Raw genomic sequence first — 26,073 nt, 5'->3', positions numbered from 1 at the left:
CCCGTGCGTGGGCAGCCGAGAACGCGACTGCGCACGACGAACCTCCCCTGCGGGCGTAGATCTTCACGGTAGGAAGCCCGGCGGGCACACGGGAATGGCGAAGTTCCATTCGCGGGTAACGTCGCGGACATGGCGACACTGGTGACGTTCCACGCACATCCCGACGACGAGTGCATCGTCACGGGCGGCGTGATGCGGAAGGCGTTCGAGGAGGGACACCGGGTCGTGCTCGTCGTCGCGACCCGCGGTGAGGTCGGCGAGATCCCGGACTTCCTGGAGCCGGGCGAGGAACTCTGGCAGCGACGGGTGGTGGAGACGCACGCGGCCGCCGACCTGCTGGGCGTGGCGCGCGTGGAGTTCCTGGGGTACCTCGACTCCGGGATGATGGGCGACCCGTTGAACTCGCGTCCCGGCTCGTTCTGGACGGCCGACGTCGAGGAAGCCGCGTGCAAGCTCGCCGCGATCCTCCAGGAGGAGGACGCTTCCACGCTCACGATCTACGACAGGTTCGGCGGCTACGGCCACCCGGACCACATCCAGGTGCACCGGGTGGGCAAACGCGCGGCGGAGATCGCCGGCACGCCCGCGGTCTACCAGGCGATGGTGAGGGAATCCGAGTTCCGAGAGGCGATGCGGCGCGCGGGGGAGGCCGAGCCGCCACCGCTGGGGGAGGACGCCGTGCCCGAGTCGGAGATCAACGTCGGCGTCGACGTCTCCAAGTACCTGGACGTGAAGCGGGCGGCGATGCGGGCGCACGCCTCGCAGATCCCCGAGCAGTCGTTCTTCCTGTCGCTCGACGACGAGACGTTCGCGTACGCGTTCGGCACCGAGTGGTTCATCCGCGAAGGCCACGGCCCGGAGACCACTTTGGACCTCTGAAAGCACGACGGGGGCGGCCCGCGGGACCGCCCCCGTCGTACCTCTGCTCAGCTAGTTCACGCGCTGCGGCGGCGGCGCAGGAACAGCAGGGTGCCGGCACCGGCGCCCACGAGCCCCAGACCCGAGAACAGCAGCCACGTCGGGGACGCACCGGTCGCCGCGAGCGGCGGTTCCGGCGCGCTGCCACCGGGAGCCGGGGCATCCGTCGTCGTCGTCGTTGACGGCGGCGGGACCTCGGAGGACGAGGGCGCCTCCGACGGCGTGCTCGGCTTCGGCTCGCTCGGCTTGGTCGGCTCGCTCGGCTTGGTCGGCGGCGTCTTGACGCACTCCGGGGTCTTGTGCGTCTTCTCGTAGTTGAACCTGTCGCCATCCGACGCCTTCACCGTGATGGTGAAGGTGTGCGCGACCGTGCCGTCGGCCTCGAACTTCTTCTCCCAGCTCTGGCCGAACTTCTCGTCGGCCAGAACCTTGTCCCCGTCCTTGATCAGCACGGTGTTCCTGTTGCCGCCCGCGTACTGGGTCAGCTTGACCTTCAGCACAGCCTTGTCCTTGACGCAGTCCGCTGACGACACCGGGGTGTGCGCGCTGGCCGGGGTGGCCAGTGCCAGCGAAGCGAGGGTCGCGGTGGCGGTCACCGCGAACGCGCCGAGAACTCTTCTAGCCAACGGACATCTCCTGCTCTGGTTGGTGCGTGGCGGATCGAGCACATTTGATTTCTTGATCACCCGACTGGGTGAACCGCGCCACGCTAGCAACACAGAGAGGTTGAAAGGTCACCGTCCGGCAACACTTGACTCGTCAAACAGGGAATTTCTTCACCTGTTCGAGGAGGCCGAGCATCCCTGCCACGAGCCGCATCTGTTCCACACCACGGACATCCGCGTCCAGCAGCCGTGGCGAGCAGATCATCACGGCGAGCGCCTGGGCACGTGACAGTGCCACGTTCAATCTGTTACGTGACAAAAGAAAGTCCAGGCCACGAGGCAGGTCCACGGTGGACGACGACGTCATGGACATGATGACCGCGGGTGCCTCCTGCCCCTGGAAGCGGTCCACCGTGCCGACCCGCGTTTCGTCGAACCCCGCATCGGCGAGCCGTCGCCGGATCACCCTGACCTGGAGGTTGTAGGGCGCCACGACGAGAACGTCCGCATCGGTCAGTTCGCGTGTTCTGCCGTTGTCCGTCCACGTACGACCGACGATCCGCCGCACCGTGTCGACCACGGCGTCTGCCTCTTCGGTCGACGACGTGATGTTGTGCCGGTGATCAACTTCACGCAGGTAGATCCCGGGCTCGATGCCTTCGATACCGCGGTGGCAGGCGGTTTCGTGCGAATGGAGCAGTCCGGCGTACGAGAGCTCCGACACCGGCTTGCAGACCGCCGGGTGCATGCGGCGCGTCTCGGCCAGGAAGTAGCCCAGATGCTCGGGGATCACGTCCGCGTCGCCGAGCAGGTGGCCGAGCGCGGAGGCGTCACTGCCCGGCGGGTGCACACCCTGCACGACCTGCGGCAGCTGCTGCGGATCTCCCAGCAGCACGAGGTTGCGGGCCGCCGTCGCCACCGCCACGGCGTCGGCCAGCGCGAACTGCCCGGCCTCGTCGATGATCATCACGTCGAACGGCTCGGCCTTGATCACCGCGTTGGCGAACGTCCACGCGGTGCCGCCGACGAGGTGTCCCTGCGGGTGCTCCTCACGCCACCGCGCCAGCGCGCCGTTGTCCCTGGGCTGGTCCCAGGGGAGGTCCTCCTCCGGCTTTCCCTTGGGTCGCTTGGCCATCGGGATGTCCGGATCGACGCTGGAGAGGACGTTCTCGACGGCCTTGTGCGACGTGGACGTCACCGCGACCGTCTTGCCCTGGTCGATCAGGTGCCGCACGAGCTTGGTCGCGAGGTACGTCTTGCCTGCGCCGGGAGGTCCCTGCACGGCGAGCGTCCCGCCGTCGAGCTGGTCGACGGCCTTGATCACGGCCTGCACGACGTCGGGGTGCTGCGGCAGCTGCCCAGGCGGGGTCCGCAGCAGCAGGTCGATGCCGGGGTTGCGGGGGAGCAGCGGCAGCAGGTGGACCGCCTGCTCGGCCAGTTCCGCGACCGCCTCGTCCTTGGGTGCCGCCGGAACCGGGCTGCCGGGCAGCACCGCGACCGGCAGCTCGCCGTGTTCCTGCGACGTGCTCTCGGTGAGCACGAGCTCGTACGGGTTGTCGTCCGCCACCACGGCGTTGCGCGTGACGTTGCCCGGGTAGAGCAGCCGGACCTGCTCGTCCTTGCCGAACGGGTGCGGCCGCTCCGGGTCGATCCGCGCGTGCACCTGCCGCTTGTGCGTCCGCACCCGGCCGCTCGGCGGCACCCAGTCCTCGGCCTTGAGCGTGATCGGCACCGCGCAGTTGGAATCGGTCTCCAGGTCGGAGATCGGTGCGCTGGCCTGCCGGAAGAAGTCGCCCCACGCGGGACTCGACTCCCGCCGGTGATAACCGACGGTCGCCGCGAACAACGTGTGGCCTTCGGCCATCAACGGCTCGGTGAGCGCGGCCATCCGGCGCGCCCGTTCCGCCGCCTTCTCCAGTGCGGCCTCGTCGCGTTCCTCCTTCACCGCGGTCTCGACGCCGAGCTCGCGCTTGATCCGCTCCAGCAGGTCCCGGACGCCGCGGGTCGGGTTCTCGTCCCGCAGCAACGGTTTCAGGGCCTGGAGCGTGTACTCCCGCGTGGACACCCGCAGGGCGCGGCGGGTGAGTGCGCCGAGGTCGACGCAGCGCCGGACCAGTTCGTCCACTTCGGACTCCCTGGTGGCGGTGCGCGCGGCCCTGGCGGCGAGGTCGTGCGGCGTGAAGTGGTACACCGTGCCCGTCGGCGTGCGGTCGACGAACTCCGCGAACGTGCCCTCCCAGCCGGGTGTGCGGAACGTGTCGCCCTCGACCTCCAGGAACACGTCGTCCTCAGCCGGTTCCGGCAGGTGCTGCAGCGCTTCCGGGGCGACGACCTCGTAGGTCGTGACGCCGGTGCGTTCCTGCTGCACCTGCAACCGGGCCTGCGCGGTCAGCGCGGTGAAGCTCGCGGGGGAGAGCGTGGCGGGTCGTTCCTCGGTGGCCGCAAGCGCGTCGATGGTGTCAATGCCGACCGAAACCAGCTTCCGTCGCTGGTCGGCCCGCAACCCGGCGACGAGCGAGAGGTCGCGGGCCTCTTCGCGGCCCGTGGCGCAGTGCCGGGCGAACCGGCAGCCGTTGCAGGCGGCCCTGACGTCGCCCCAGGACCGCTTCGGCGCTGGCCCGGGGTTCGCGAGCCGCGCCTTGAGGCGGTTGAGCAGCGGCGTGAAGTCGGCCGCCCGGAACGACGTGCGCCTGCCGTCGACGATCAGGTGCGCCCGCTCGGCGCCCAGCGCCTGTGCCACAGCGGTCAGGCCGAGGACGGCCAGGGGCGTCGCCTCGGCGGCCTCATCGCACGGTTCGTACCCGCTTGGAGTGCGGACGAGGGTCTGCGCCGTGCAGTGGAAGACGCCGTCGAAGAACGTCGCGTTCTCGATGAGGTCCGCGCCGGCACGCAGGTCAGCGGCCGTGCGGGCGGCGGCCTCCCGCAGTTCGCGCGAGTCGCCGTCCCGTCCGGCGCGTGCCAGGTAGCTGCGGTGCTCGCACTCGAGCAGGTCGACGAGGTCGGACGGGCCGGCGTGCATGGCCACTGATGCTAGGCGATCTCCAGGGTCGCCAGGTCGATGGAACCGCCGGTCAGTGGAATGCTCGGCTGCAACGCCTCGACGATCACCCGATCATCCACATCGGACAGCACTTTCGCTCGAGGACCACTGCGGAAGAAGCGAGCCGGATGGAGAAGCTGACCCGTGCGCAGATGATCGCGCTGGTGAACCGGATGCTGCAGCCCGGCTTCCCGGAGGACGAGGATGCTGCGGCCCTGGACGCGCTGACCCGTTCCACGGGTAACCCGCACGTGTCCGATCTGGTTTTTCACCCTGAGCCCGGGAAGGAGAACATGAGCGCGGAGGAGATCGTCGACGAGGCGTTGTCCTACCGCCCCATCGAGCTCTGAGAACGGGCTGCACGCGAGAACCTGGTGCGCCGGATCTCGCTGCGCGACCTGTGAGCCTGGTGGCACGGGCGGACGACCCGCGTTCATCCCCGGTACGCGGGCCGTCCGCCCGCACCGCCAGGAGCTACACGTTGGCCTCGACGAGCTTGAGCAGCGCCTCGTGGCCGGTGTTCGGGTAGTCGTGCGGCCTGAAAGGCCGGGTCTGGGCACGCACCAGCGCCGCCGCGGCGGCCAGTTCGCCGGTGCGGACCTCGGTGTCGCGGTGCAGGAACGGGAAGTGCGGCTCGCGGACCTCCTCCGGCCACAGCAGCGTGTGCAGGACGATCACGCCGTGCTGGGGGCGTAGAGCGGCGAGGGTTTCCTTGCCGCGCAGGCCGAACTTCACGATGGCGGCGGTCTTGGTGCGTTCCAGGGTTTCGCGCAGCAGCACGTACGAGCGCACGGACAGGTCGTCCGGTTCGACGTAGTAGCTGCGGTGCAACGCGATCGGGTCGAGGTCGGTCTGCGGCGCGAACTGCTGGACGTCGATGACGCCGTCCTCCGGTGCCGGCAGGTCGCGCGGGTCTATCTGCACGATGCGGCCGTCTTCGAGCTCGTAGCCGCGGCCGATGTCGTCCGGGGTCAGCCGCAGCGAGCACTCGCCGCAGACCTGCTGATGCCGGACGCGGCCGCTGTCCTCGCGGTGCACCAGGTGCACCCTGCCGCGGTGTTCCGTCGACGCGGCCACCAGCCGCACCGTCATCGTCGTCATGCCGAACCGAAGTGCTCCCCGCCACACAGTTCTCATGACAAATGGGTACTCGAACGCGTGGTCGAATAGGCGCGCATGGTGACGAAAGGGCTCGTTCGGATGCGTCCGACGGGTACCTCGGACACGTGCGCCGCCAGGGCGGCGTTGGTGGTGGGGCGGATGCGCCGCCTGTGGGGGAGCTACCAGGCGGCCGGAGCGTAGTCCTTGAGGAAACAGCCGTACAGGTCCTCGCCCGCCTCACCGCGCACGATCGGGTCGTACACCCGCGCGGCCCCGTCGACCAGGTCGAGCGGCGCGTGGAACCCCTCGTCGGCGAGCCGCATCTTCAGCGGGTGCGGGCGCTCGTCGGTGATCCAGCCGGTGTCGACGGCGGTCATCAGGATGCCGTCGCTGGTCAGCATCTCCTCGGCGCTGGTGCGCGTCAGCATGTTGAGCGCCGCCTTGGCCATGTTCGTGTGCGGGTGCCCGGAACCCTTGTAGGCGCGGGAGAACTGACCTTCCATCGCGGACACGTTCACCACGTACTTGCGGCGGTGCTGGGACTTCGCCATCGACGGGCGCAGCCGCGAGATGAGCAGGAACGGCGCCGTCGAGTTGCACAGCTGCACTTCCAGCAGCTCCACCGGGTCGACCTCGTCGACGTTCTGCACCCACGAGTTGGTCGCGGCGGTGTCCGGCACCAGGCCGCCCGCGTCGATGTCCTTCGAGCCCGCCATCAGCGCGAGCGTCGTCACCGAGTGCGCCTCGGGCACCGCGGTGCCGGGCAGGGCGAGCTGGCCGTGGCCGCCGAACGAGATCAGCTCCGGCCTGCGCGCGTCCCCGGTCAGCGCCTCGTGCTCGGCGGCGGCGAGGGGCGCGTAGGCGCCGGGGGAGCGGCGCACGGTCTGCGCGGCGTTGTTGATGAGGACGTCCAGCGGGCCGTGCGCGGCCACCTCGTCCGCGAGTGCCAGCACCTGGGCCGGGTCGCGCAGGTCGATGCCCACGATCTTGAGCCGGTCGATCCAGTCCGCCGCGTCGGGCATGGAGGCGAACCGGCGCGCGGCGTCCTTCGGGAACCGGGTGGTGATCGTGGTGTGCGCGCCGTCACGCAGCAGGCGCAGCGCGATGTACATGCCGATCTTCGCGCGGCCACCGGTCAGCAGCGCGTTTCGGCCGGTCAGGTCCGTGCGCGCGTCCCGCTTGCCGTGGTTGAACGCGGCGCAGGAGGGGCAGAGGTTGTGGTAGAAGGCGTCCACCTCGACGAACCGCTGCCGGCACGTGTAGCAGGACCGCGCGCGCATCAGCGTGCCCGCCGTGGCGCCCTGGGCGTTCGACACGAGGGGGAGGCCCTGCGTCTCGTCGTCGATGCGGTCGGGTGACCCGGTGGCGGTCAGCGCGGTGACGGCCCGGTCGTTGGCCGTGATGGCGGCCTTGCGCTCGGACTTCCGGAACTTCTTCGCGGCCTTGAAGATCTTCGCGGTGGCCCGGCGGACGCGCACCGCGTCCTCGTGCTCCGCGGGCAGGTCCTCGACCTGGGCAAGCACGCGCAGGCAGACTTCCAGCTCTGCGGGGTCGATCGAGGTCATGAGCAGGCATTTTACGGGTTGAGGGGTGGTGGTCCGGTGACGGGGCCCGAACTGCTGGTGCTGTGGGACATCGACAACACGCTGATCTCGGCGCGCGGCTTCGGCAAGCTGATGTACCGCCAGGCGTTCCTGGACGCGTTCGGCAGGGAGCTGACGGGCTCGCTGGACCTCGGCGGACGCACGGAGCTGGACGTCATCGGCGAGATCCTGCGTCAGCACGACATCGAGCACACGGAGGAGGCCTCGCAGCTCCTGGCGACCGCGCTCGCCAACTCGTTCGAGAGCCGGCGCGGCGACCTGCCCGGTCACGCCGAGGTCCTGCCGGGCGCACTGCGCGCGTTGCGGCACTTCGCGGACGACCCCCGCGTGCACCAGGGCGTGCTGACCGCGAACCTGGCGAGCGTCGCGCGGATCAAGCTGGAGGCGTTCGGGCTCGCGCACCTCGTCGACTGGGACGTGAGCGCGTTCGGCGACGACCACGCGGACCGCGCGGAGCTGGTGACCTTCGCCCGCAGCCGCGCGCGGCACCTCCGCCCTTTCACAGATGACGAAGTGGTGCTCATCGGCGACACCCCGCACGACGTCCACGCAGCGGTGACCTCCGGCGTGCGGCTGGTGGCCGTCGCCACCGGGCGCAGCAGCGCGGACGACCTCCGCATGGCCGGCGCGACCGTGGTCCTCCCAGACCTCAGTGACCTCGACGAGCTGACCAGGCAGGTGTGGAGGAACGCCCCGCAGGGAAACCGCACCGCATGAACCCCGAAGCACCCGACGCGGACGTGCAGGAGCAGCAGCGCGAAGTCGTCCCGCACGAACCACCTGAGACGCCGGACGCACCGCTCGAGGCGAACGAGGCGGACGCCTACGAACAGCTGCAGGAAGTCCCCATGGACGAAGAGGACGAGTTTTGACGGGCGCTGTTGAGGTCTAACGGGCTCTGGTCTGGCGTGGATCACGGCGTTATCGTGCGCGGCATGCCCACAGCAGGCGGCCCGACAGTCAAACGGCTGTCCCAGCCGGACGCCGACATCAAACCCAAGGCCCTCGGTTTGCCCAGGGGGCGGACGGTGATCTCGGTCTTCGGCTCCACAGAAGACATCGAGACGGATCTCGCCGCGAAGTTGTTGCCGGTGCTCAGATCCGTCGTGGTGACCGCGGCCCGCAACGGCGCGGTGTTCGTCACCGAAGGCACCGACAGAGGCGTTGTCCACTTGCTGGGCCTGGCTTTGCAGGCGTGCGAGCAGCGCTGGCCCTTCGTGGTCGGCGTCGCGCCCAGCAGCAAGGTGCACGACCTCACCGAAACCTCCACCAACGGTCAGGTCGCGCTGGAACCCAACCACAGCGTCGCCGTCATCGTGCCCGGTTCGGAGTGGACGGACGCGACCCCCGTGCTGTTCCGCGCGGCCGACGCCATCCGCCACAAGAAGCCCGTGGTCGCTCTCGTCGTCGGAGGCGAGAACGAGAAGGAAGTCGTCGACCACCTCAGCGGCGACAACGCACTCCTGGTGCTCGCCGGCACGGGTGGTCTCGCGGACCGCATCGCGACCGGTGACCTCACCGGCGACCTCGCGGTGCTGGTGCGCAGCGGCAAGATCTTCATCGTCCACGTGGACGAGGGGCCCGGCAAGGTCGTCACCGCGCTGGAACGGTTGCTGGGCAAGGAGAAGCCCGCCAAGCCGCCGAGGATCTGGCCCAAGGTCCGCTACCGGGCACCGGAACCGCGGCCGCTGATCGATCCCGGTTTCGTGGTCGCGTACCCGTTGCTCGCCGACGCCATCCACGACGCCAACGCGGTGGTCGCGCCGGCGTTCCACGAGCTCGACGCGCAGGCCGACGTCGAGCAGAACCGCTACCGGCTCATGGCGGTGCTGGCGATCGCCGGTGGACTGACGACAACGGTCTTCGGCGCGCTGCAGACGTGGCTCAAGGACACGCCGTGGCCAGGAGTTCTCGTCGTGGCGGGCGGTGCGTTCGCCGCCGCCATCACGATCGTGGCGCGCAAGCGGGAGTCGCTCGACAAGTACCTCACCGCGCGGTCGCGTGCGGAACGCCTGAGGGCCCTGTACTTCGCCCACCTCGCCGCCCCCGCGCCGGCGACGGAGGAGGAGCGGCAGGACAAGGTGGCCGATCTGGAAGCCGCGGTCAGCGACCGCAAGCACGAGGTGGTCAGGACATGACAACGCCGACCGAGGTCGAGCGCCAGGAGACCGTCGCCGTCGCTCCCGCGGGCCCGACGGCGGCGACCGTCAAGCAGCGGCAGGCGCAGTTCGTCGATGCCTACCTGCGGCACCGCTTCTCCGACCGTCTCGACCACTTCGAACGCGGCCGCAAGCGGTACTCCAGCGCTCGCACGTGGACGGTCGCGATCTCGGCCGCGCTCTTCATCGCCGCGGCCGCCGCGGCGGCGGTGGGGATGGCGGACGGGCCGCGCAGGGCGTTGTGGGGCTTCGCCGCCACGGCGCTCGCCGCACTGGCCACCGCGGTGTCGCTCTACGAGGCCACGTTCGGCTTCCGCCGTCTGGCGCGGGAGAACGCCACCACTTCCGTTGCACTGCAACGGCTCGCGGTGGACGGTCCCACACCGGACGACGTGGACGACGAAAGGCTCGTCGCATTTGTGACCGAAGTGGAGTCGGTGCTGCGGTACGGACGGTGAAGCTATTCCCGGCGATCGATCAAAGTTCGAGGCCGGAAGAACGCTTTTCGAGTTTGTCCGCCCTGTTGACGCGCTGTGGGTGGCCGATTACGGAAAGCACCTGCGCTGGTGTTTCGGCCACCCCGTTGTCATGATGACCTCATCCCCCGATGCGGAAGCAGGCACGACATGACTTGGGCGCGTCCCGCGATCGCCGAGCCCGAAACCGGCACCTTCGCCGAGGCAAAGGCTCTGGAAAAGGAGCACAGCACGATTCAGAACAGCAAGGCGGCACGGACCGTGGCCTGTCACGCCACGGACGCGCTCGACTGCGCTGACCTGCTCGAGATGCTGGGCCTCAGCGCTGCGGAGGGCAAGGTCCGGGCGTAGCCCCGCGACTGGATCCACCACTCGGCCACCAGCAGGTTCACCACGAACGACAGCCAGTTCGCGGTGGCGAAGACGACGATCCCCTTCTCGTCGGGCAGCAGGCCGCCGAGCAGCAGGCCCCACAGCCGGCCGGTCACGGCGGCGCTGGTGAGGGCGAACCCGCGGATCATCCAGATGCGGTGTTCGCCGAACTTGCGCTGCCGTGCGGTCCGCAGCCCGTACACGGCGCTCACGAACCACAGCGCCGACAGCACCGTCAGCGGCGCCGACGCGGCCAGCCCGTTCAATGAGAGCTGGGCGCACACGACGCCGAGCAGTGACGACGGCAGCACACCCCCGAAGTAGACGCGCCCGAGCACTCGGTGCACCCGTGGATGCCGCGCGCGCGGGCCGGGCCAGAACTGCGAGACACCCGCCAGGATCGCCACCGTTCCGGTGAAGATGTGCGCGACCAGCAGGCCGTAGTGGACCGGTCCGTGCAGATCCGGCCGTGCCATGCCCATGTCCAGCGTCACGTACGCGCTCGCGGCGAAGATCGTTATCGCGACGCAGACCACTCCGGACACCGCCAACCAGGCGACATACCCCCAAGAAGTTTTCATGCGGCAAGGCTGCCAACGACTTCACCCGGATGCGCTGGTGCGCGCCCCCGAGCAAGCGGTGGGGTGCGCCCTACTGGGATGATGTGGCTCATGCGGACGGTGGAGATCTCCGAAGAGCCGATCAGGCTAGGGCAGTTCCTCAAGCTGGCCGCGCTGGCCGAGGACGGCGGCCACGCCAAGGAGCTGATCGAGGACGGGGAAGTCCACGTCAACGGCGCTGTGGAGCTGCGCCGCGGCGCCCAGCTGCGCGACGGTGACGTAGTGGTCGTCGAGGGTGACGAAGTGCGCATTTCTGTGCGAAGGTAGAGCATTACTCCGTTCAGCGGTAAGTGCATGCACATGTGCAGACGATCCGACTAGGGTCTGAAGACCTGTTCTGAACGATTCTCGCCCGGCATACGTAACCACCATGTCCCTTGTGGACATGCGGAATCGTCTTGCAGGACTGTGGTTTCCAGACGGTGAGACGCGCGTCACGTCCGATGTTCGGCCGAACGGGAAGGTTTTTTCCGTGGCCTGTAACGCGGATGCCGGGACGGGCGAATCACCGGTTGCGAGCTTCGGCCGCCGAGCCCGAATGAGGCGTTGCCGGAGATCGAAGACTTGAGGTCCTCGGGGTGACCTGCGTACCAGCACGTCCGGAATCGCCGCTGAGCCGGGGAGAACAGAACGATGAGTGAGCAGGTCCGCGCTGCCCGTGACGTCGATGGGAAGCGCTCCACGCTCAATCCTCTGTCGGAACACAGACAGACGCACCCACCTGTTGCCCGTTGGGAGAGCCGCTACCGCTATGCCGTGATCACCGCCGATGTGCTGACCGTCGCCCTGGTCGTCATCGCCGTCGGTGCCGTCATGAGCATCCGCCACGCCGCTTTCGGCCCGCTTTCCCTTGTCCTGCTGGATCTACTCACAGTGGTCGTGGTCGTCGGCTCGCTCGCGATCAACCGTGTGTGGACGTCGACGGTTCTCGGTCAGGGGGCCGAGGAGTTCCGAAGACTCGGCCGGGGTTTGTTCGGTGCCGTCGTGGCGCTCGGCCTCGGAGCGCTCGCCGTCGACATCCCCGGCGCCCGCCTGTGGGTCTTCGTCGTGGTACCCGCGATCGCCCTGGTCGCGTTCCCCATGCGATACCTCCTGCGCCGCCCCCTGCACCGCGGCCGCAGTGAAGGACGTTTCCTGCTCCCGGTCCTCGCCGCCGGCAACCTCGACACGGTCGAGGACCTCATCCACCGCACCAAGCGCGTCGCTCACCTGGGCTGGCGCGTGGACGCCATCTGCACCATCGACGGCCGCGGCCGCTCCGGCACCGATGTCGACGGCGTGCCCGTCGTCGGCCAGCTGCGCGAGCTCGCCGAGCACGTCCGCCGCGGCGGTTACCGCATCGTCGCCGTGACACCCGACGCCTACTGGACACCTCGCCGGCTGCAGCAGCTCGCCTGGGCCCTCGAGGGTTCCGGCGCGGAGATGGTCGTGTCTCCCGGTCTGATGGAGGTCGCGGGACCCCGCCTGCACATGAGCGCCGTGCTCGGCATGCCGTTGCTGCGGGTGAGCGAACCGGCACTGAGCGGCTTCCGCCGTCTGGTCAAGGAAGTCGTCGACCGCGTGGGCGCCTTCGTGCTCCTGGTCGCGCTGGCACCGCTGATGTTCGCCGTCGCCGCGTTCGTGATGATCGACAGCCGCGGTCCCGTCTTCTACCGCCAGAAGCGGGTCGGCAAGGGCGGTCAGCCGTTCACGATCATCAAGTTCCGCACCATGGTCACGAACGCCGACGCGTTGCGCACCAGGCTCGCAGCCGCCAACGAGGGCCACGGTCTGCTGTTCAAGATGAAGAAGGACCCGCGCATCACCAAGGTCGGCTCGTTCCTCCGCAGGTACTCGATCGACGAGCTGCCCCAGCTGTTCAACGTCCTCGCGGGCAGCATGTCGCTCGTGGGTCCCCGCCCGCCGCTGCCGGAGGAGACCGCGAAGTACTCCTCGGACGTCCGGCGCCGTTTGCTCGTGAAGCCCGGTTTGACCGGTTTGTGGCAGGTGAGCGGACGCAGCGATCTCTCGTGGGAGGAGTCGGTGCGCCTCGACCTGCGCTACGTCGAGGACTGGTCGCTCGCCCTCGACGCCGTGATCTTGTGGAAGACCTTCCGCGCCGTCTTCGGCGGCCAGGGGGCCTACTGATGGAGAACACTCCTGTGATTGGCATCGCCGTCATCGGCGCCGGGTACTGGGGGCCGAACCTCGTGCGCAACGCGCAGGCCACGCCCACGCTGCGCCTGCGCTACCTGTGCGACCTCGACGTGGAGAAGGCCCGGCGCGTTCTCGGGGAGTACTCGACCGTGCGCGCCACGGCGTCGCTGGACGAGGTGCTCGCCGACCCGGAGGTCCAGGCCGTCGCGATCGCGACACCCGCCGCCACGCACCTGCCCGTCGCACTGGCGGCGCTGGAGGCCGGCAAGCACGTCCTGGTGGAGAAGCCGCTCGCCGCCACCTTCGAGGACGGCCTGAAGCTCGTCGAGACCGCGGAACAGCGCGGCCTCACGCTGATGCTGGACCACACGTTCGCGTACACCTCGGCCGTGCAGCACCTGCGCAAGATCATCCGCGCTGGTGAGATCGGTGACATCCAGTACATCGACTCGGTGCGCATCAACCTCGGCCTGGTGCAGCCGGACGTGGACGTCCTGTGGGACCTCGCCCCGCACGACCTGTCGATCTTCGAGGCGATCCTGCCCGACGACGTCACCCCGGTGGAGGTCGCGGCGCACGGCTCCGACCCGATCGGCGCGGGCGTCGCGTGCGTCGGCCACCTGACGGTCCGGCTGTCCAACGGGGCGATCACGCACGTGCACGTCAACTGGCTGTCGCCGACGAAAATTCGCACGATGGTCATCGGCGGTTCGCAGCGCACGGTCGTCTGGGACGACAACAATCCAGCGCAGCGACTGTCCATTTACGACCGCGGTGTCGATCGTTCGGTCGAGCAGCAGAAGATCTCCTACCGCACCGGCGACATGGTGGCGCCGGCGCTGGTGGAGCGTGAGGCGCTGCGCACGATGATGGCGGAGTTCGCGGCGTCCATCACCGAGCAGCGCCCGCCCCTGACCGACGGCCGCGCGGGCCTGCGCGTGCTGGCGGTGCTGGAGGCGGCGTCGGAGTCGCTGCGCTCCGGCGGAGTCTTCGTTCCCGTTCAACAAGTTGAAGGCAGGGTTTCGGCATGACGGCACAGCCCATTTCGGGGCAGCGCGCACTCGTCACGGGTGGCGCGGGCACGATCGGGTCGTCGGTGGTCGACCAGCTGGTCGAGGCGGGCGCCGCCGAGGTCGTCGTGCTGGACAACTTCGTGCGCGGCCGCCGGGAGAACCTGGCAGGTGCGCTGGAGTCCGGTGTCGTCAAGATCGTCGACGGCGACATCAACGACAAGGCGCTCGTCCGCGAGCTGACCGAGGGCCAGGACCTCGTCTTCCACCTCGCCGCCATCCGGATCACCCAGTGCGCGGAGGAACCGCGCCTCGCGCTGGAGTGCCTGGTCGACGGCACGTTCACGGTCATCGAGGCCGCTGCGGCCGCCGGCGTGAAGAAGGTCATCGCGTCGTCGTCCGCGTCGGTGTACGGGCTCGCGGAGCAGTTCCCCACCAACGAGCGGCACCACCCGTACAACAACGACACCTTCTACGGCGCCGCGAAGGCGTTCAACGAGGGCATGCTGCGCAGCTTCAAGGCCATGTACGACCTCGACTACGTGGCGCTGCGCTACTTCAACGTGTACGGCCCGCGGATGGACGTCCACGGTCTGTACACGGAGGTGCTCATCCGGTGGATGGAGCGCATCGCCGACGGCAAGTCGCCGCTGATCTTCGGTGACGGGGCGCAGACGATGGACTTCGTGCACGTGCACGACATCGCCCGCGCGAACATCCTCGCCGCCAAGGCGCCGGTGACCGACACGGTGTACAACATCGCGTCCAGCAAGGAGACCTCGCTCAAGGAGCTCGCCCTCGCGTTGCTTGCCGCGATGGACTCCGACCTGCCGCTGGAGCACGGCCCCGAGCGCAAGGTGAACGGCGTGACCCGCCGGCTCGCCGACATCAGCGCCGCGGCCACCGACCTCGGGTGGAAGCCCGAGATCGAGATGGACGGCGGGCTGCGCGACCTCGTCGCGTGGTGGCGCGCCGAGAAGCAGAACGCCTGAGCGTTCGCCGAGCCGCGGCGCCGGCGCCCGCTGACACCCCCAGGTCCGCGTGGCGCCGCGCCGCACCCCAGTTGGAGCGTCTGCAAGTACCACCGCCTCGCGGTTGGTGGTACCTGCGGACGCCAGAACCGCCGACCGCCAGGTCGACGTGCGCCCCGGCGCACGCCACTGAAAGGCAGTAGAGCTGTGATTCCGGTTATGCGGCCGTTGCTCGGTGAGGAAGAGGCGCTCGCCGCCGCCGAGGCGGTGCGGTCCGGGTGGGTCGCGCAGGGGCCCAGGGTCCGGGAGTTCGAAGAAGCCTTCGCCGGCTCCGTGGGCGCCCGGCACGGCGTCGCCGTCTCGTCCTGCACCACCGGCCTGCACCTCGCCGTGCACCTGCTCGGCGTCGGCCCCGGTGACGAGGTCGTGGTGCCGTCGCTGTCGTTCATCGCGACCGCCAACGCGGTGCGCTACACCGGCGCGACCCCGGTCTTCGCCGACGTCGACGCCGCGACCGGCAACCTCACCGCGTCCACAGTGGAACCGGTCATCACCGCCCGCACGCGTGCGGTGATGGTCGTGCACCAGGCCGGTGTGCCCGCGGACGTCGACGCGCTCAAGGCGTTGTGCGAGCCCCGCGGCATCCCGGTGATCGAGGACGCGGCGTGCGCCGCGGGCTCCACCTACCAGGGCAAGCCGGTAGGCACCGGTGCGCTGCTGGCGGCCTGGTCGTTCCACCCGCGCAAGCTCCTCACCACCGGTGAGGGCGGAATGGTCACAACGGACGACCCGGACTGGGCCGTTCGGCTCAGGCGGTTGCGCGAGCACGGGATGAGCGTGTCCGCGGCGGATCGCCACAACGGCGGCTCCGCGGTCATCGAGCAGTACCTGGAGACCGCGTTCAACTACCGGATGACCGACATCCAGGCCGCCGTCGGCCTGGTGCAGCTGTCCAAACTGGACGCGATCATCGCCCGCCGCCGCGAGCTGGCCGCTCGCTACCACGAGTTGCTGGCCGATGTTCCCGGAGTCACCGCCGTCGGTGACCCCGAGTACGGCACCACGAACTACCAGTCGTTCTGGGTCTGGTTGCCGGAAGAGGCGCCGGACCGTCAGGACATCCTCGCGGGCCTTGCCGAACGCGGAGTGTCGGCACGGCGCGGAATCATGGCGTCACACCTCGAACCCGCCTACGAGGGTCACCCCAGCGCGCCGCTGCCGGTGACGGAGGCCTTCACCGCCAGGACGCTGATTCTCCCGCTGTTCCACGACATGACAAACGACGAGCAGGACACCGTCGTGTCAGCGTTGTCGGAAACTCTTCACACATCCCGTCTGACCGTCCGTGGTTGAAAGATAAAGATTCAGGTTGTTCCGGAACATTTTTGTGTTGCCACGTAACGGTTCCAATGAGATCGCCGACGTTCGGAGTAGCAGCCCTGTGCTGTCCAGCGTAGTGCGCGGATCACACACGGTAACTCTGTCCGAGAGGTGAAACCAAATGGTGGCTCAGCAGTCGCGTCTCGTGCGGGTGCTTGTGATCACGGCACTAATCGCATCCACGATGTTCGTGCTCGGGGTGTTCAACGCCCCCAACGCACACGCTGCTCCGTGTGACTTCCCGGTCACCAACAAGGTCGCGTGCGAGAACACCCGGCCCGGTGCCGACAACTGGCAGGCCCAGTACCGCGACGACGCGATCCTCGGCTACACCACGGACATCAGCTACACGCCCGGCCAGACCGTCAGCTTCAAGATGCTGACGTCGGCGTCGTCCTACAAGCTCGACATCTACCGGCTCGGCTGGTACGCGGGCAAGGGCGCGCGCCACATGGGCACGGTCAGCCGCAACACCCCGCAGAACCAGCCACCGTGTCTGCGGGACGGGCCGACCGCGCTCATCGACTGCGGCAACTGGGCCGTGTCTGTCAGCTGGAACATCCCGTCCACCGCGGTGTCCGGTTTGTACTACGCCCGTCTGACGCGCAACGACACCGGCGCCGAGAACGAGATCGTGTTCGTCGTCCGCGACGACTCGTCGACCTCGAAGATCCTCTTCCAGACCTCCGACGCCACCTGGGTCGCCTACAACCGCTACGGCGGCAACAGCCTCTACTTCGGTGACGGCCCCGGCCAGGGCGGCTCGTCGTACAAGGTCAGCTACAACCGTCCGTACACCGGCGGTGACGGTGACGAGAACTTCATCTTCAACGCCGAGTACCCGATGCTGCGGTTCCTGGAGCGCAACGGGTACGACGTCAGCTACACGACCGACATGGACTCCGCGCGGCGCGGGCACCTGATCAAGAACCACAAGGTGTTCATGGCCGTCGGTCACGACGAGTACTGGTCGAACGAGCAGATGGCGAACGTGATGGCGGCCCGTGACGCGGGCGTGCACATGGCGTTCCTGACCGGCAACGAGATCTTCTGGAAGACCCGCTGGGAGAAGAGCATCGACTCGTCCCAGACGGACTGGCGCACGCTCGCCTGCTTCAAGGAGACCAAGGGCACCCAGAACGACGGCCTGAACGACTGGACCGGCACGTGGCGCGACCCGCGCTACAGCCCGCCGCAGGACGGCGGCAGGCCGGAGAACGCGTTGCTGGGCAACATGTTCACCGTCAACGGCCGCCGGGACGACTCGCTGCAGGTGCCCGCCGAGTACGGCAAGATGCGGCTCTGGCGCAACACCGACCTGCAGAACATGGCGTCCGGCACCACGTACACGTTCCAGCCGGGCACGCTGGGCTACGAGTGGAACACCGTTTACGACAACGGTCACCAGCCCGCCGGTGTCGCGCAGATGTCGCGCACCACGGTGAACCTCGACGGTTACTACGCGCTGAAGAACTACGGCGACGAGTACGGCTCGAGCACCGAGACGCACGCGATCACCTATTACCGCGCGCCTTCCGGTGCGCTGGTGTTCGGCGCGGGCACCGTCCAGTGGGCGTGGGGTGTGGACGACGAACACGCCTTCCTCACGAACACGCCGACGTCGGACAAGCGGATCAAGCAGGCGACCGTCAACTTCCTCGCGGACATGGGCGTGCAGCCCTACCAGCTGTGGGCACCTGACGAGCTGGTGATCTCGGGCGCCATCAACGACAACGCGGCGCCAGCCGTGCTGGTCACGAGCGTGCCCTCGCAGGCGACGGTCGGCCAGCCGTACACGTTCAGCGGCACGGTGATCGACGCGTCCGGCCGCGTGGCGGGCGTCGAGGTCTCGACCGACGGCGGCAACCGCTGGCACTACGCCGACTGGCAGGCCGGCCAGACGACGTGGAGCTACACCTACACGCCGTCGCAGTCCGGCACCGCCGCCCTGCGGGTGCGCGCGGTCGACGACTCGCTGAACCTGTCCACGCCGGCGCAGGCCTCGCCGAACGTGGCCGCCCGCACCTGCCCGTGCGGCATGTTCTCCGGCCAGGAGGTACCGAAGGTCACCTCCGCCAACGACAACTCCCAGCTCGAGCTCGGCGTGAAGTTCCGCGCCGCGAGCGACGGCTACGTCCGCGGCGTGAAGTTCTACAAGGGCACCGGCAACACCGGCACGCACACCGGCTCGCTGTGGTCCGCCACCGGTGACCTGCTCGCCACCGGCACGTTCGCCAACGAGTCGCCGACGGGCTGGCAGACGCTGCTCTTCCCGTCGCCGATCGCGGTGAACGCCAACACGACCTACGTGGTCTCGTACTTCACGCCGACCGGGCACTTCGCGTACGACTCCGGTGGCTTCTACCAGCAGCAGGCCTACATGGAACCGATCACCGGCCTGAAGTCAGGTGTTGACGGGCCGAACGGTGTGTTCCGCTTCGGCGCGGGCTTCCCGAACAACTCGTTCGACCACACCAACTACTGGGTCGACGTGGTGTGGGCGCCGGACCCCGGTCCCGACACCCGCGCGCCGATCCAGACCGCGATGTCCCCGGTGTCCAACGCCGGCTCGGTCGCGCTGAACACCACGGTGTCCGGCACGTTCGACGAGAACGTGACGCTCAACTCGGCGCAGGTGACGGTGACCGGCCCGTCGGGTGCGGTGTCCGGCACGACGTCGCTGTCCGAGAACGCCCGCACGGTGACGTTCACACCGTCCGCTCCGCTGGCGGCCGCCACGTCCTACACGGTCACGATGAGGGCCGCGGACGCGTCGAACAACATGTCCTCGCAGGCGAACTGGACGTTCACGACCGGCTCGCCACGACCGGCGGCCTGCCCGTGCACGATCTGGGACGACTTCGCGGCACCCGCCGTGGTCGACGCCGGTGACACCACCCCCGTCGAGGTCGGCACCAAGGTCCGCTTCGACGGCAAGGGCGAGGTGCTCGGCGTCCGCTTCTACAAGGGCACCGGCAACACCGGCACGCACATCGGCTCGCTCTGGACCGCGTCGGGCCAGCTGAAGGCCCAGGGCACCTTCACGGACGAGACCACGTCCGGCTGGCAGAAGCTGATGTTCAACTCGCCGGTCGCGGTGGACGCGAACACGACCTACATCGTGTCGTACTACGCCCCGAACGGCCGGTACTCGGTCAGCTCCGGCTACTTCAACGGCCAGGGCGCGGACTACCAGTCGCTGCACGCGTTGCAGAACGGCGTGGACGGCGGCAACGGCGTCTACCGCTACGGCACTGGCGGGGGATTCCCGACGGCGTCCTACAACGCGACGAACTACTGGGTCGACGTCATCTACCGCAACGGTCTCAACGGCGACACGACGCCACCGACGCTGACGAACCGCACGCCGGGCGTCGACGCGACGAACGTGGGCCTGCAGACCCCGCTGACGGCGACGTTCAGCGAGCCGATCGACCCGGCGTCGGCGCAGATCTGGCTGACCGACCCCAAGGGCGGGAAGCTCACCGGCTCGGTGTCGCTGTCCGCGGACCAGAAGACGGTGACGTGGACGCCGGCCGGCAAGCTCGTGCCCGGCACGCGGTACCAGGCGCGCGTGGGCATCGCGGACGTCAACGGCATCGCGATGCCGACGCCCGCGGAGTGGGGCTTCACCACCACGACCACGCCGACCTGCCCGTGCTCGCTGTTCAGCACGGCGACGGTGCCTTCCGTGACGTCGGCCGACGACTCCGGTGCCTACGAACTGGGCGTGCGGTTCAGCCCGACCCAGTCCGGCCAGATCACCGGTGTCCGCTTCTACAAGGGCGCGGGCAACACCGGCACGCACACGGGTTCGCTGTGGAGCGCGTCCGGCCAGCGCCTCGCCACCGGCACGTTCTCGAACGAGACAGCGACCGGCTGGCAGACGCTGACGTTCTCGCAGCCGGTGGTCGTGAGCGCCGGGCAGACCTACACCGCGTCGTACACGACCACCACCGGCCACTACGCGGTGAACGGCGGGTACTTCTCGACCGGTCCGGTGAACTCGGGGCCGCTGACGGCACCGCAGGAGCAGAACGGCGTGTTCGTGCCGGGATCCGGGTTCCCGACGATGACGTACGGCTCCGGCAACTACTGGGTCGACGTCGTCTACCAGCCGAACGCGGACAACGACGCCCCGGTGCTGCAGTCGCACACGCCGCTGTCCGGAGCGACCGAAGTGGACCTGACGTCGGCAGTCACCGCGTCGTTCAACGAGCCGGTCGACCTGGGTGGTGCGCAGTTCACGGTCACCGACCCCGGTGGCGCGCGCATCGCGGGCACGCTGGCGTTGTCGCAGGACAGCAGGATGATCACGTTCACGCCCGCTGCCAGGCTCGCGGCGTCCACCGTGTACTCGGTGAGCGTCCGGGTCGCGGACACGTTCGGCAACATGATGGCCGGCCCCGTCACGTGGTCGTTCACCTCGGCGATGACGCAGACCTGTCCGTGTTCGCTGTTCAGCGCGGCGACCGTGCCGACGGTGACCTCGGCTGACGACGGCGGCGCGTACGAGCTCGGCGTGAAGTTCACGTCCACGGCCAACGGCCAGATCACCGGCGTGAAGTTCTACAAGGGCGCTGGCAACACCGGCACCCACACCGGGTCGCTCTGGTCCGCGGACGGCACCCGCCTGGCGACCGGCACGTTCTCCGGTGAAACGGAGTCGGGCTGGCAGACGCTGACGTTCTCGTCGCCGGTGCCGATCACGGCCGGGACCACCTACGTGGCCTCGTACACGACCACCACGGGTCACTACGCGGTGAACGCCGGCTACTTCGGCACGGTGACCTCGCCGCCGCTGAGTGCCACGGCGTCGGCCGGTGTGTTCACGGCCGGGTCCGGGTTCCCGACGACGACCTACAACGGTGGCAACTACTGGGTCGACGTGGTGTTCCAGTGATTCCACGGCCACTGCTGCTCGTCGGAGCAGGCGGACTCGCCCGCGAGGTGCTCGCGGCGGTCCGCCTCCTCCCGGACGTCTGGAACCCCGTCGGGGCGCTGGACGACACCGCTGCCCTGCACGGCACCCTGATCGACGGGGTGCCCGTGCTGGGCGGGCTCGCACAGTTGCCTGCTCTTCTCGAGAACGAACATCCGGACGCGGCCGTCGTATGTTGCGTTGCGAACGCGCGGCGGCCGTTGTCCCGGTTGAACCTGGTGTCCCGGCTCGGGCTGCCGGACGAGCGGTGGGCGACCGTCGTGCATCCGGCGGCCGTCACGTCCGGTGCCTCTCTGGGCGCCGGCACGGTCCTGCTCGCGGGTGTCGTGATCACGACCCCGCTTTCGGTCGGCCGGCACGTGGTGGCGATGCCGCACGTGCTGATCACCCACGACGACGAGGTGTCGGACGGCGTCACGTTCGCCGGCCGCGCCTCGCTCGGCGGGGGTGTGTTCGTGGGGGAGTCCGCGTACCTGGGACAGGGAGCCTTGGTGCGCGAGGGAGTGAAGATCGGCGCCGGTGCCGTGGTGGGCATGGGAGCCGTTGTCCTGCAGGACGTTCCGGCAGGCCAGACGTGGGCCGGGGTGCCGGCCCGCCCGTTGCGTGGGGAGAGCGCGTGATCGAGATTCCGCTGGTGGACCTGCGTGCCCAGCACGAGCAGGTGGCCGACGAGGTGGCCGACGGCTGGGCAGAGGTGCTCAAGACGACAGCCTTCATCAACGGCCCCCAGGTCGCCCGGTTCGAGTCGGAGTTCGCCGCCTACCAGGAAGTTCCGCACGCCATCGGCGTCGGCAACGGCACCGACGCGATCGAGCTCGCGCTGCGTGCGCTCGGCGTGGGTCACGGCGACGAGGTCGTGCTGCCCGCCAACACGTTCATCGCCACGGCCGAGGCGGTGGCCCGCTGCGGCGCCACGCCGGTGCTGGTGGACTGCGTCGACGACACGCTGCTGATCGACGTGTCCCAGGTGTCCTCTGTGGTCACTTCACGCACCAAGGCCGTTGTGCCCGTCCACCTCTACGGCCAGGCCGCGCCGGTCGAGCAGCTGCAGGGTCTGCCCGTCGTCGAGGACGCCGCCCAGGCGCAGGGCGCGCGCCGCAACGGTGTGTCCGTCGGCGGTCTCGGTGTCGCGGCCGCGACCTCGTTCTACCCCGGCAAGAACCTCGGCGCGTACGGCGACGGCGGCGCGGTGCTGACGACGTCGGACGCGGTGGCGGAGTCCGTGCGGTTGCTGCGCGAGCACGGTTCGCCGCGCAAGTACGAGCACCCGGTGCTGGGCTTCAACAGCCGCCTCGACACGCTGCAGGCCGTCGTGCTGTCCGCGAAGCTGCGCCGGCTGGAGGGCTGGAACCAGGCCCGCCGCGCGGCTGCCCTGCGCTACACCGAGATGCTGGCCGACGTGGAGCGGGTGCGCGTCCCCGTGGTGCTCGACGGCAACCTGCCGGTGTGGCACCTCTACGTCGTGCGCGTGCCGGACCGCGACCGCGTGCTGTCTTCCTTGCACGCCGCGGGAATCGGCGCGGGCATCCACTACCCGACGCCGCTGCACAAGACCGGTGCGTTCAGCGGCCTGGGCGGTTCGTTCCCGGTCGCCGAGCAGTCCGCGGCGGAGATCCTGTCGCTGCCGTTGTTCCCGGAGATCACCGAGTCGCAGCAGGCTCGCGTGGTGGAGGCGCTGACGGAGGCCCTGAAGTGACAGAGGCCGCGATGACCGGTGTGCGCGTGCACCCCCACGGGCTGTGCGAGTCCACCGACGTCGGCGACGGCACGCGCGTGTGGGCCTTCGCGCACGTGCTGCCAGGCGCGCGCATCGGTCGTGACTGCAACATCTGCGACGGCGCGTTCGTCGAGTCGCGCGCGGTGCTGGGCAACAACGTGACCGTCAAGAACGGCACGCTGGTGTTCGACGGCGTGACGTGCGAGGACGACGTGTTCCTCGGCCCGAACGTGCTGTTCACCAACGACCTGCGCCCTCGCGCACACATCAAGAAGGCCGGCGACGCCCTCGAGACCACCCTGGTCCGCCGCGGCGCGACGCTCGGCGCTGGCACGGTAGTCGTGTGCGGCACGGAGATCGGCTCGTACGCGTTCGCCGCCGCCGGCTCGGTGATCACCCGCTCGGTGCCCGCACACGCGTTCGTGGCGGGCAACCCGGCGGTGGTGAAGGGCTGGGTCTGCGCGTGCGGTGCGCGGCTCTCAGACGACCTGTCGTGCCCGGAATGCGGTACGAGGCACGAGCGGACCCCCGACGGCCTCAAAGCCGTCTAGCGCGCGGGTGAGGCCGCCGAAGCCGTAGGCTCCGGCGGCCTTCCACTAGGCGGGTTCCCACTCAACGAGCCGGTCCAGCACCCGCAGGTCCCCGTCCAGCTTCAACGACTCCCCCTGCGTGCGGCCGTAGAACCACATCAGAAAATCGGCGGCCGCGCCGCGCCCGGTGGCATCGGGCTCGGCCTCGGTCACGTCGCCCGCCCGTGCACCGTCGGCATCGAGCCAGAGCCGCCACGAACGCCCCTCGGTGACGTGGTAGTCGATGACAGCGGGTTCGTGCGGCCAGGCGCTCGTGGTGGCGACGCAGGTGCTCAGGAACTCGTCGACACCGTCGAGCGCGATCCCGGCCGGCAGCGGCTGCGGATCGCCCGCGGTGAGCTGCGCGTCGTAGGTGTGCATCGAGATCTCCTGGAGCTGGCGCCTGGCGGCGGCACCGCTGGTCTGCGGTGACTGCGAGTCGCCCCAGGGAGTCCAGCAACCGCGCTCCGGACCGGCCTCCTCCAGCGCGTTCAGCAGCTCCCGCGTGGGCTCGGTCATCCACGCCACAGCGGCATCGCGCTCCCGCGGGGCGACCGAGGGAGTCCTGTCCGGGGGAGCAGAGGCGGGCCCCGCGCCGACGATCGCGGCCCACTTGCGGCGTCCGTCACCCAGGTGCTGCACGAGGTCGTAAAGCGTCCACTCAGGACAGCTGGGCACCTGCGCGTCGAGGTCGGACGCGGCGACCGCGGCGCAGAAGGCGGCGGTTCGCTCGTCGATCAGCCGCAGGAAGTCGGGAAACATCAGTTGCACCGCGGCTGTCTACCATCGCGAGCGGCGGCGCGACAGCGATTTTCGCCGACGGCGTGGGCGCGGCCAGGTGACGTGCCCCGCGGGTGCACTGCTGTTGGGTGGCCTGACGCGTTCGGGTGGCTGAGCTGGGTGGTGCTGGAGGTTGGCCAGCGCGGTTGGGTGCCTGTCCGCGTCAAGGGGTTCGGGCTGTGGGTGGTGGGCTGTGAGCGGTGGGGCTGTGGGCTGTGGGCGGTAGGGCTGTGAGCGGTGGGCGCGCGGGCGGTGGGCGCGCCGGCTGTGGGCGGTAGCGGGGCGCCGGGCGGAGGCGTGGTGGTTGGCGCCGGGTCGTGGTTACGCGGCGGTGTGTATTCGGTTTTGCCGGGGTTTTCGTTGCGGGTCGATGAACGCGGGCGGCCGGAAGTGCGGTAGGCCGCTGATCATGTGGATCTGCCAGTCGGAGTGGTGGATGAGGTCGTGGTGGCGGCGGCAGAGCGGTACGAGGTTGTTGAGGTTGGTTGGGCCGCCGTTTGCCCAGTGGTGGATGTGGTGGGCTTCGCAGTGGCTGGGTGGTCTGGTGCAGCCGGGGAAGGCGCAGCCTTGGTCTCGTGTGACGAGCATGCGGCGTAGTCCGGAGTTGAGGGCTCGGGTTTTGCGGCCGACGTCGTGGATTTGGGAGCGGCTGCCGAGCAGCATCGGGATCACGCCGGAGTCGCAGGCGATCTTGCGGACCTGGTTCATCGGGAGGTGGTCGCCGTTGTCGAGCCGTGCGGTGCCGATGGCGGCGCGGAGTTTGTCGTAGTCGACGGTGACGGTGAGCTGGACGCGTTCGCCGCCGTGGATGCGGTGGTGGTCGGCGCGCAGCGCGAGGTCGACGATCTCGCAGAACGCGTCCCCTTCCCGTTCGGGCGCGAACCGGAGGTCCTCGGGGGCGGGTTTGGCCAGTGGGTCGAGTAGCGCGTCGAGCTTGGCGCCGGTGTCCAGGTCGAGGTCGGCGAACAGCTGGTACCGGCCGCCCTGTCTGCGGCGGCGCACGGTGTTGCGCGGCGGGGCCGGTTCGGGGTCTTTGGGTTCGGGCCCGTCCTGGTCGAGGTGGTAGGCGAGGTTCTTGCAGAAGGCTTTGGCTGAGCGGGGTTCGTGTTCGAGCGCGTACCGCACGATGTGTTCTTCGGCCACGGCGGGCAGTTCCGTCATCGCCTCGGCCAGAACATCGACGTGGTCTTCTGACAGCGCGCCCTCGGCCATCGCGGCCGCGACCCCCGGGCAGTACCGGCTCCATCAGGGAGCCGGTCGGGGTCATCGTGGGGTACAAGGCGGCTGCCTGCTTGAGCTTGCGGCGAGTGACCTTGGGGTCCCAGTGCAGGGTGTGCTTGAAGACTTCGACGAGATCCTTGTATCCCAAGCTTTCTGCTGCGCCCTGCTGCTGCAGCGCGCCGACGATCTCCACCACCTGGAACTGAAGCTGTTGCAGCGCACGGACTTTCCGCTTGAGCTCGTCGAGGAGCTCAAGCGGGGAGGCGAGTCCGAGGGGTGGCATGCGTCCATTGTGGCAGGAACACGTGTTCGAATGCCATTCCACGAGCCTGTCACGATTTTTGTGTAAGCCAGAGGTGATTTGCTTACATTTGTAGGTTATCAGAAAAGTATGCGACCGGGGAAGAGGTTGATCAGTGTGTTCAATGCCACCTTCCAGCCGTGCGTTCCCG

23 protein-coding genes and 1 pseudogene are annotated in these 26,073 nt (G+C 69.0%); 16 read left to right on the top strand and 8 right to left on the bottom strand.

Annotation, left to right across the window (positions count from 1 at the left end; all coding sequences use genetic code 11):
* Positions 1–129 precede the first annotated feature (129 nt).
* On the top strand, positions 130–879 hold the full coding sequence (locus tag ABFX45_RS29835; RefSeq protein ID WP_346133491.1) for a PIG-L family deacetylase: 750 nt from the start codon (positions 130–132) through the stop codon (positions 877–879).
* 56 nt (positions 880–935) lie between these two features.
* On the opposite strand, the gene ABFX45_RS29830 is transcribed toward ABFX45_RS29835, so the two are convergent.
* Positions 936–1,544 (bottom strand): LPXTG cell wall anchor domain-containing protein, encoded by a 609-nt coding sequence (locus ABFX45_RS29830; protein ID WP_346133489.1) that lies wholly within the window; start codon positions 1,542–1,544, stop codon positions 936–938.
* 133 nt (positions 1,545–1,677) lie between these two features.
* The gene (locus tag ABFX45_RS29825; RefSeq protein WP_346133487.1) at positions 1,678–4,542 is read right to left on the bottom strand and encodes a bifunctional RecB family nuclease/DEAD/DEAH box helicase; all 2,865 of its coding nucleotides are present in this window, start codon (positions 4,540–4,542) and stop codon (positions 1,678–1,680) included.
* A gap of 149 nt (positions 4,543–4,691) precedes the next feature.
* Between ABFX45_RS29825 and ABFX45_RS29820 the strand changes: the two genes are divergently transcribed.
* Entirely contained in the window at positions 4,692–4,913 is a 222-nt protein-coding gene (locus ABFX45_RS29820) for a bacteriocin immunity protein (RefSeq protein WP_109638660.1), read from the top strand.
* Between the two features lie 124 nt (positions 4,914–5,037).
* On the opposite strand, the gene ku is transcribed toward ABFX45_RS29820, so the two are convergent.
* Both ku and ABFX45_RS29810 read right to left on the bottom strand, forming a co-directional pair.
* On the bottom strand, positions 5,038–5,700 hold the full coding sequence (ku, locus tag ABFX45_RS29815) for a non-homologous end joining protein Ku (RefSeq protein ID WP_346133485.1): 663 nt from the start codon (positions 5,698–5,700) through the stop codon (positions 5,038–5,040).
* 143 nt (positions 5,701–5,843) lie between these two features.
* Positions 5,844–7,229, bottom strand: a complete 1,386-nt coding sequence (locus ABFX45_RS29810) for an SDR family oxidoreductase (RefSeq protein ID WP_109638662.1) — start codon at positions 7,227–7,229, stop codon at positions 5,844–5,846.
* 36 nt (positions 7,230–7,265) lie between these two features.
* On the opposite strand from ABFX45_RS29810, the gene ABFX45_RS29805 reads away from it, so the two are divergent.
* The 4 genes from ABFX45_RS29805 to ABFX45_RS29790 all read left to right on the top strand — a co-directional run bounded on the left by ABFX45_RS29805 (position 7,266) and on the right by ABFX45_RS29790 (position 9,885).
* Entirely contained in the window at positions 7,266–7,985 is a 720-nt protein-coding gene (locus tag ABFX45_RS29805) for an HAD family hydrolase (RefSeq protein WP_109638663.1), read from the top strand.
* Complete coding sequence (locus ABFX45_RS29800; protein WP_170155077.1) at positions 7,982–8,140, top strand: hypothetical protein; 159 nt, start codon at positions 7,982–7,984, stop codon at positions 8,138–8,140. Before ABFX45_RS29805 ends, ABFX45_RS29800 begins: the two co-directional genes overlap by 4 nt.
* 63 nt (positions 8,141–8,203) lie before the next feature.
* Positions 8,204–9,406: a DUF4231 domain-containing protein gene (locus ABFX45_RS29795; protein ID WP_109638664.1), complete on the top strand. Its 1,203-nt coding sequence runs from the start codon at positions 8,204–8,206 to the stop codon at positions 9,404–9,406.
* Positions 9,403–9,885, top strand: a complete 483-nt coding sequence (locus ABFX45_RS29790) for an SLATT domain-containing protein (protein ID WP_109638665.1) — start codon at positions 9,403–9,405, stop codon at positions 9,883–9,885. Before ABFX45_RS29795 ends, ABFX45_RS29790 begins: the two co-directional genes overlap by 4 nt.
* Positions 9,886–10,172: 287 nt before the next feature.
* Here the strand turns inward: ABFX45_RS29790 and ABFX45_RS29785 are convergent, their stop codons facing one another.
* The gene (locus ABFX45_RS29785) at positions 10,173–10,856 is read right to left on the bottom strand and encodes a DUF2306 domain-containing protein (RefSeq protein WP_346133481.1); all 684 of its coding nucleotides are present in this window, start codon (positions 10,854–10,856) and stop codon (positions 10,173–10,175) included.
* 90 nt (positions 10,857–10,946) lie between these two features.
* Here ABFX45_RS29785 and ABFX45_RS29780 point away from each other — a divergent pair, with 90 nt between their 5' ends.
* The 9 genes from ABFX45_RS29780 to ABFX45_RS29740 all read left to right on the top strand — a co-directional run bounded on the left by ABFX45_RS29780 (position 10,947) and on the right by ABFX45_RS29740 (position 23,602).
* Positions 10,947–11,162 (top strand): RNA-binding S4 domain-containing protein, encoded by a 216-nt coding sequence (locus ABFX45_RS29780; protein ID WP_407656971.1) that lies wholly within the window; start codon positions 10,947–10,949, stop codon positions 11,160–11,162.
* A gap of 366 nt (positions 11,163–11,528) precedes the next feature.
* Positions 11,529–13,022 (top strand): sugar transferase, encoded by a 1,494-nt coding sequence (locus ABFX45_RS29775; RefSeq protein ID WP_109638668.1) that lies wholly within the window; start codon positions 11,529–11,531, stop codon positions 13,020–13,022.
* Positions 13,023–13,036: 14 nt separating this feature from the next.
* Positions 13,037–14,062, top strand: a complete 1,026-nt coding sequence (locus tag ABFX45_RS29770; RefSeq protein ID WP_233439843.1) for a Gfo/Idh/MocA family protein — start codon at positions 13,037–13,039, stop codon at positions 14,060–14,062.
* Positions 14,059–15,033, top strand: a complete 975-nt coding sequence (locus ABFX45_RS29765; RefSeq protein WP_109638670.1) for an NAD-dependent epimerase/dehydratase family protein — start codon at positions 14,059–14,061, stop codon at positions 15,031–15,033. Before ABFX45_RS29770 ends, ABFX45_RS29765 begins: the two co-directional genes overlap by 4 nt.
* A 198-nt stretch (positions 15,034–15,231) precedes the next feature.
* On the top strand, positions 15,232–16,365 hold the full coding sequence (locus ABFX45_RS29760) for a DegT/DnrJ/EryC1/StrS family aminotransferase (protein ID WP_346133478.1): 1,134 nt from the start codon (positions 15,232–15,234) through the stop codon (positions 16,363–16,365).
* Between the two features lie 148 nt (positions 16,366–16,513).
* Positions 16,514–21,295, top strand: coding sequence for a DUF4082 domain-containing protein (locus ABFX45_RS29755; protein WP_346133476.1), 4,782 nt, complete (start codon positions 16,514–16,516; stop codon positions 21,293–21,295).
* Positions 21,292–21,954, top strand: coding sequence for an acetyltransferase (locus tag ABFX45_RS29750; RefSeq protein ID WP_112228233.1), 663 nt, complete (start codon positions 21,292–21,294; stop codon positions 21,952–21,954). The genes ABFX45_RS29755 and ABFX45_RS29750 overlap by 4 nt, the downstream gene beginning before the upstream one ends.
* Positions 21,951–23,030 (top strand): DegT/DnrJ/EryC1/StrS family aminotransferase, encoded by a 1,080-nt coding sequence (locus ABFX45_RS29745; protein WP_109638720.1) that lies wholly within the window; start codon positions 21,951–21,953, stop codon positions 23,028–23,030. The genes ABFX45_RS29750 and ABFX45_RS29745 overlap by 4 nt, the downstream gene beginning before the upstream one ends.
* Positions 23,027–23,602, top strand: a complete 576-nt coding sequence (locus tag ABFX45_RS29740; RefSeq protein WP_346133473.1) for an acyltransferase — start codon at positions 23,027–23,029, stop codon at positions 23,600–23,602. Before ABFX45_RS29745 ends, ABFX45_RS29740 begins: the two co-directional genes overlap by 4 nt.
* 45 nt (positions 23,603–23,647) lie before the next feature.
* On the opposite strand, the gene ABFX45_RS29735 is transcribed toward ABFX45_RS29740, so the two are convergent.
* The 3 genes and pseudogenes from ABFX45_RS29735 to ABFX45_RS29725 form a co-directional block, all read right to left on the bottom strand.
* Positions 23,648–24,382 (bottom strand): maleylpyruvate isomerase family mycothiol-dependent enzyme, encoded by a 735-nt coding sequence (locus ABFX45_RS29735; RefSeq protein WP_346133471.1) that lies wholly within the window; start codon positions 24,380–24,382, stop codon positions 23,648–23,650.
* A 339-nt stretch (positions 24,383–24,721) separates the two neighbouring features.
* Positions 24,722–24,988 carry an HNH endonuclease signature motif containing protein gene (locus ABFX45_RS29730; protein WP_346133631.1) on the bottom strand — a complete coding sequence of 89 codons (267 nt, stop codon included), beginning with the start codon at positions 24,986–24,988 and terminating at the stop codon, positions 24,722–24,724.
* Positions 24,983–25,618: pseudogene (locus tag ABFX45_RS29725) on the bottom strand (DUF222 domain-containing protein); the annotation flags it as partial. The gene ABFX45_RS29730 and the pseudogene ABFX45_RS29725, both read right to left, overlap by 6 nt.
* Before the next feature lie 115 nt (positions 25,619–25,733).
* Between ABFX45_RS29725 and ABFX45_RS29720 the strand changes: the two are divergent.
* Positions 25,734–25,970 carry a hypothetical protein gene (locus ABFX45_RS29720; protein WP_346133469.1) on the top strand — a complete coding sequence of 79 codons (237 nt, stop codon included), beginning with the start codon at positions 25,734–25,736 and terminating at the stop codon, positions 25,968–25,970.
* Positions 25,971–26,073: the final 103 nt, after the last annotated feature.

Origin of the sequence: Lentzea roselyniae, assembly GCF_039537795.1 — a bacterium.
GTDB lineage: Bacteria > Actinomycetota > Actinomycetes > Mycobacteriales > Pseudonocardiaceae > Lentzea > Lentzea atacamensis.
The sequence above is the reverse complement of the archived record's forward strand: the minus strand, read 5'-3'. Positions and strand labels throughout refer to the sequence as shown.

What these genes read in the sequence shown, in the direction of transcription:
- ABFX45_RS29800 (WP_170155077.1), top strand. Translation starts at nt 7,982, where the DNA reads ATGAACCCCGAAGCACCCGACGCGGACGTGCAGGAGCAGCAGCGCGAA.
- ABFX45_RS29825 (WP_346133487.1), bottom strand. Translation starts at nt 4,542, where the DNA reads ATGCACGCCGGCCCGTCCGACCTCGTCGACCTGCTCGAGTGCGAGCAC.
- ABFX45_RS29755 (WP_346133476.1), top strand. Translation starts at nt 16,514, where the DNA reads ATGGTGGCTCAGCAGTCGCGTCTCGTGCGGGTGCTTGTGATCACGGCA.
- ABFX45_RS29765 (WP_109638670.1), top strand. Translation starts at nt 14,059, where the DNA reads ATGACGGCACAGCCCATTTCGGGGCAGCGCGCACTCGTCACGGGTGGC.
- ABFX45_RS29810 (WP_109638662.1), bottom strand. Translation starts at nt 7,229, where the DNA reads ATGACCTCGATCGACCCCGCAGAGCTGGAAGTCTGCCTGCGCGTGCTT.
- ABFX45_RS29760 (WP_346133478.1), top strand. Translation starts at nt 15,232, where the DNA reads ATGCGGCCGTTGCTCGGTGAGGAAGAGGCGCTCGCCGCCGCCGAGGCG.
- ABFX45_RS29730 (WP_346133631.1), bottom strand. Translation starts at nt 24,988, where the DNA reads ATGCTCGTCACACGAGACCAAGGCTGCGCCTTCCCCGGCTGCACCAGA.
- ABFX45_RS29790 (WP_109638665.1), top strand. Translation starts at nt 9,403, where the DNA reads ATGACAACGCCGACCGAGGTCGAGCGCCAGGAGACCGTCGCCGTCGCT.
- ABFX45_RS29780 (WP_407656971.1), top strand. Translation starts at nt 10,947, where the DNA reads ATGCGGACGGTGGAGATCTCCGAAGAGCCGATCAGGCTAGGGCAGTTC.
- ABFX45_RS29785 (WP_346133481.1), bottom strand. Translation starts at nt 10,856, where the DNA reads ATGAAAACTTCTTGGGGGTATGTCGCCTGGTTGGCGGTGTCCGGAGTG.
- ABFX45_RS29835 (WP_346133491.1), top strand. Translation starts at nt 130, where the DNA reads ATGGCGACACTGGTGACGTTCCACGCACATCCCGACGACGAGTGCATC.
- ABFX45_RS29795 (WP_109638664.1), top strand. Translation starts at nt 8,204, where the DNA reads ATGCCCACAGCAGGCGGCCCGACAGTCAAACGGCTGTCCCAGCCGGAC.
- ABFX45_RS29735 (WP_346133471.1), bottom strand. Translation starts at nt 24,382, where the DNA reads ATGTTTCCCGACTTCCTGCGGCTGATCGACGAGCGAACCGCCGCCTTC.
- ku (WP_346133485.1), bottom strand. Translation starts at nt 5,700, where the DNA reads ATGAGAACTGTGTGGCGGGGAGCACTTCGGTTCGGCATGACGACGATG.
- ABFX45_RS29820 (WP_109638660.1), top strand. Translation starts at nt 4,692, where the DNA reads ATGGAGAAGCTGACCCGTGCGCAGATGATCGCGCTGGTGAACCGGATG.
- ABFX45_RS29775 (WP_109638668.1), top strand. Translation starts at nt 11,529, where the DNA reads ATGAGTGAGCAGGTCCGCGCTGCCCGTGACGTCGATGGGAAGCGCTCC.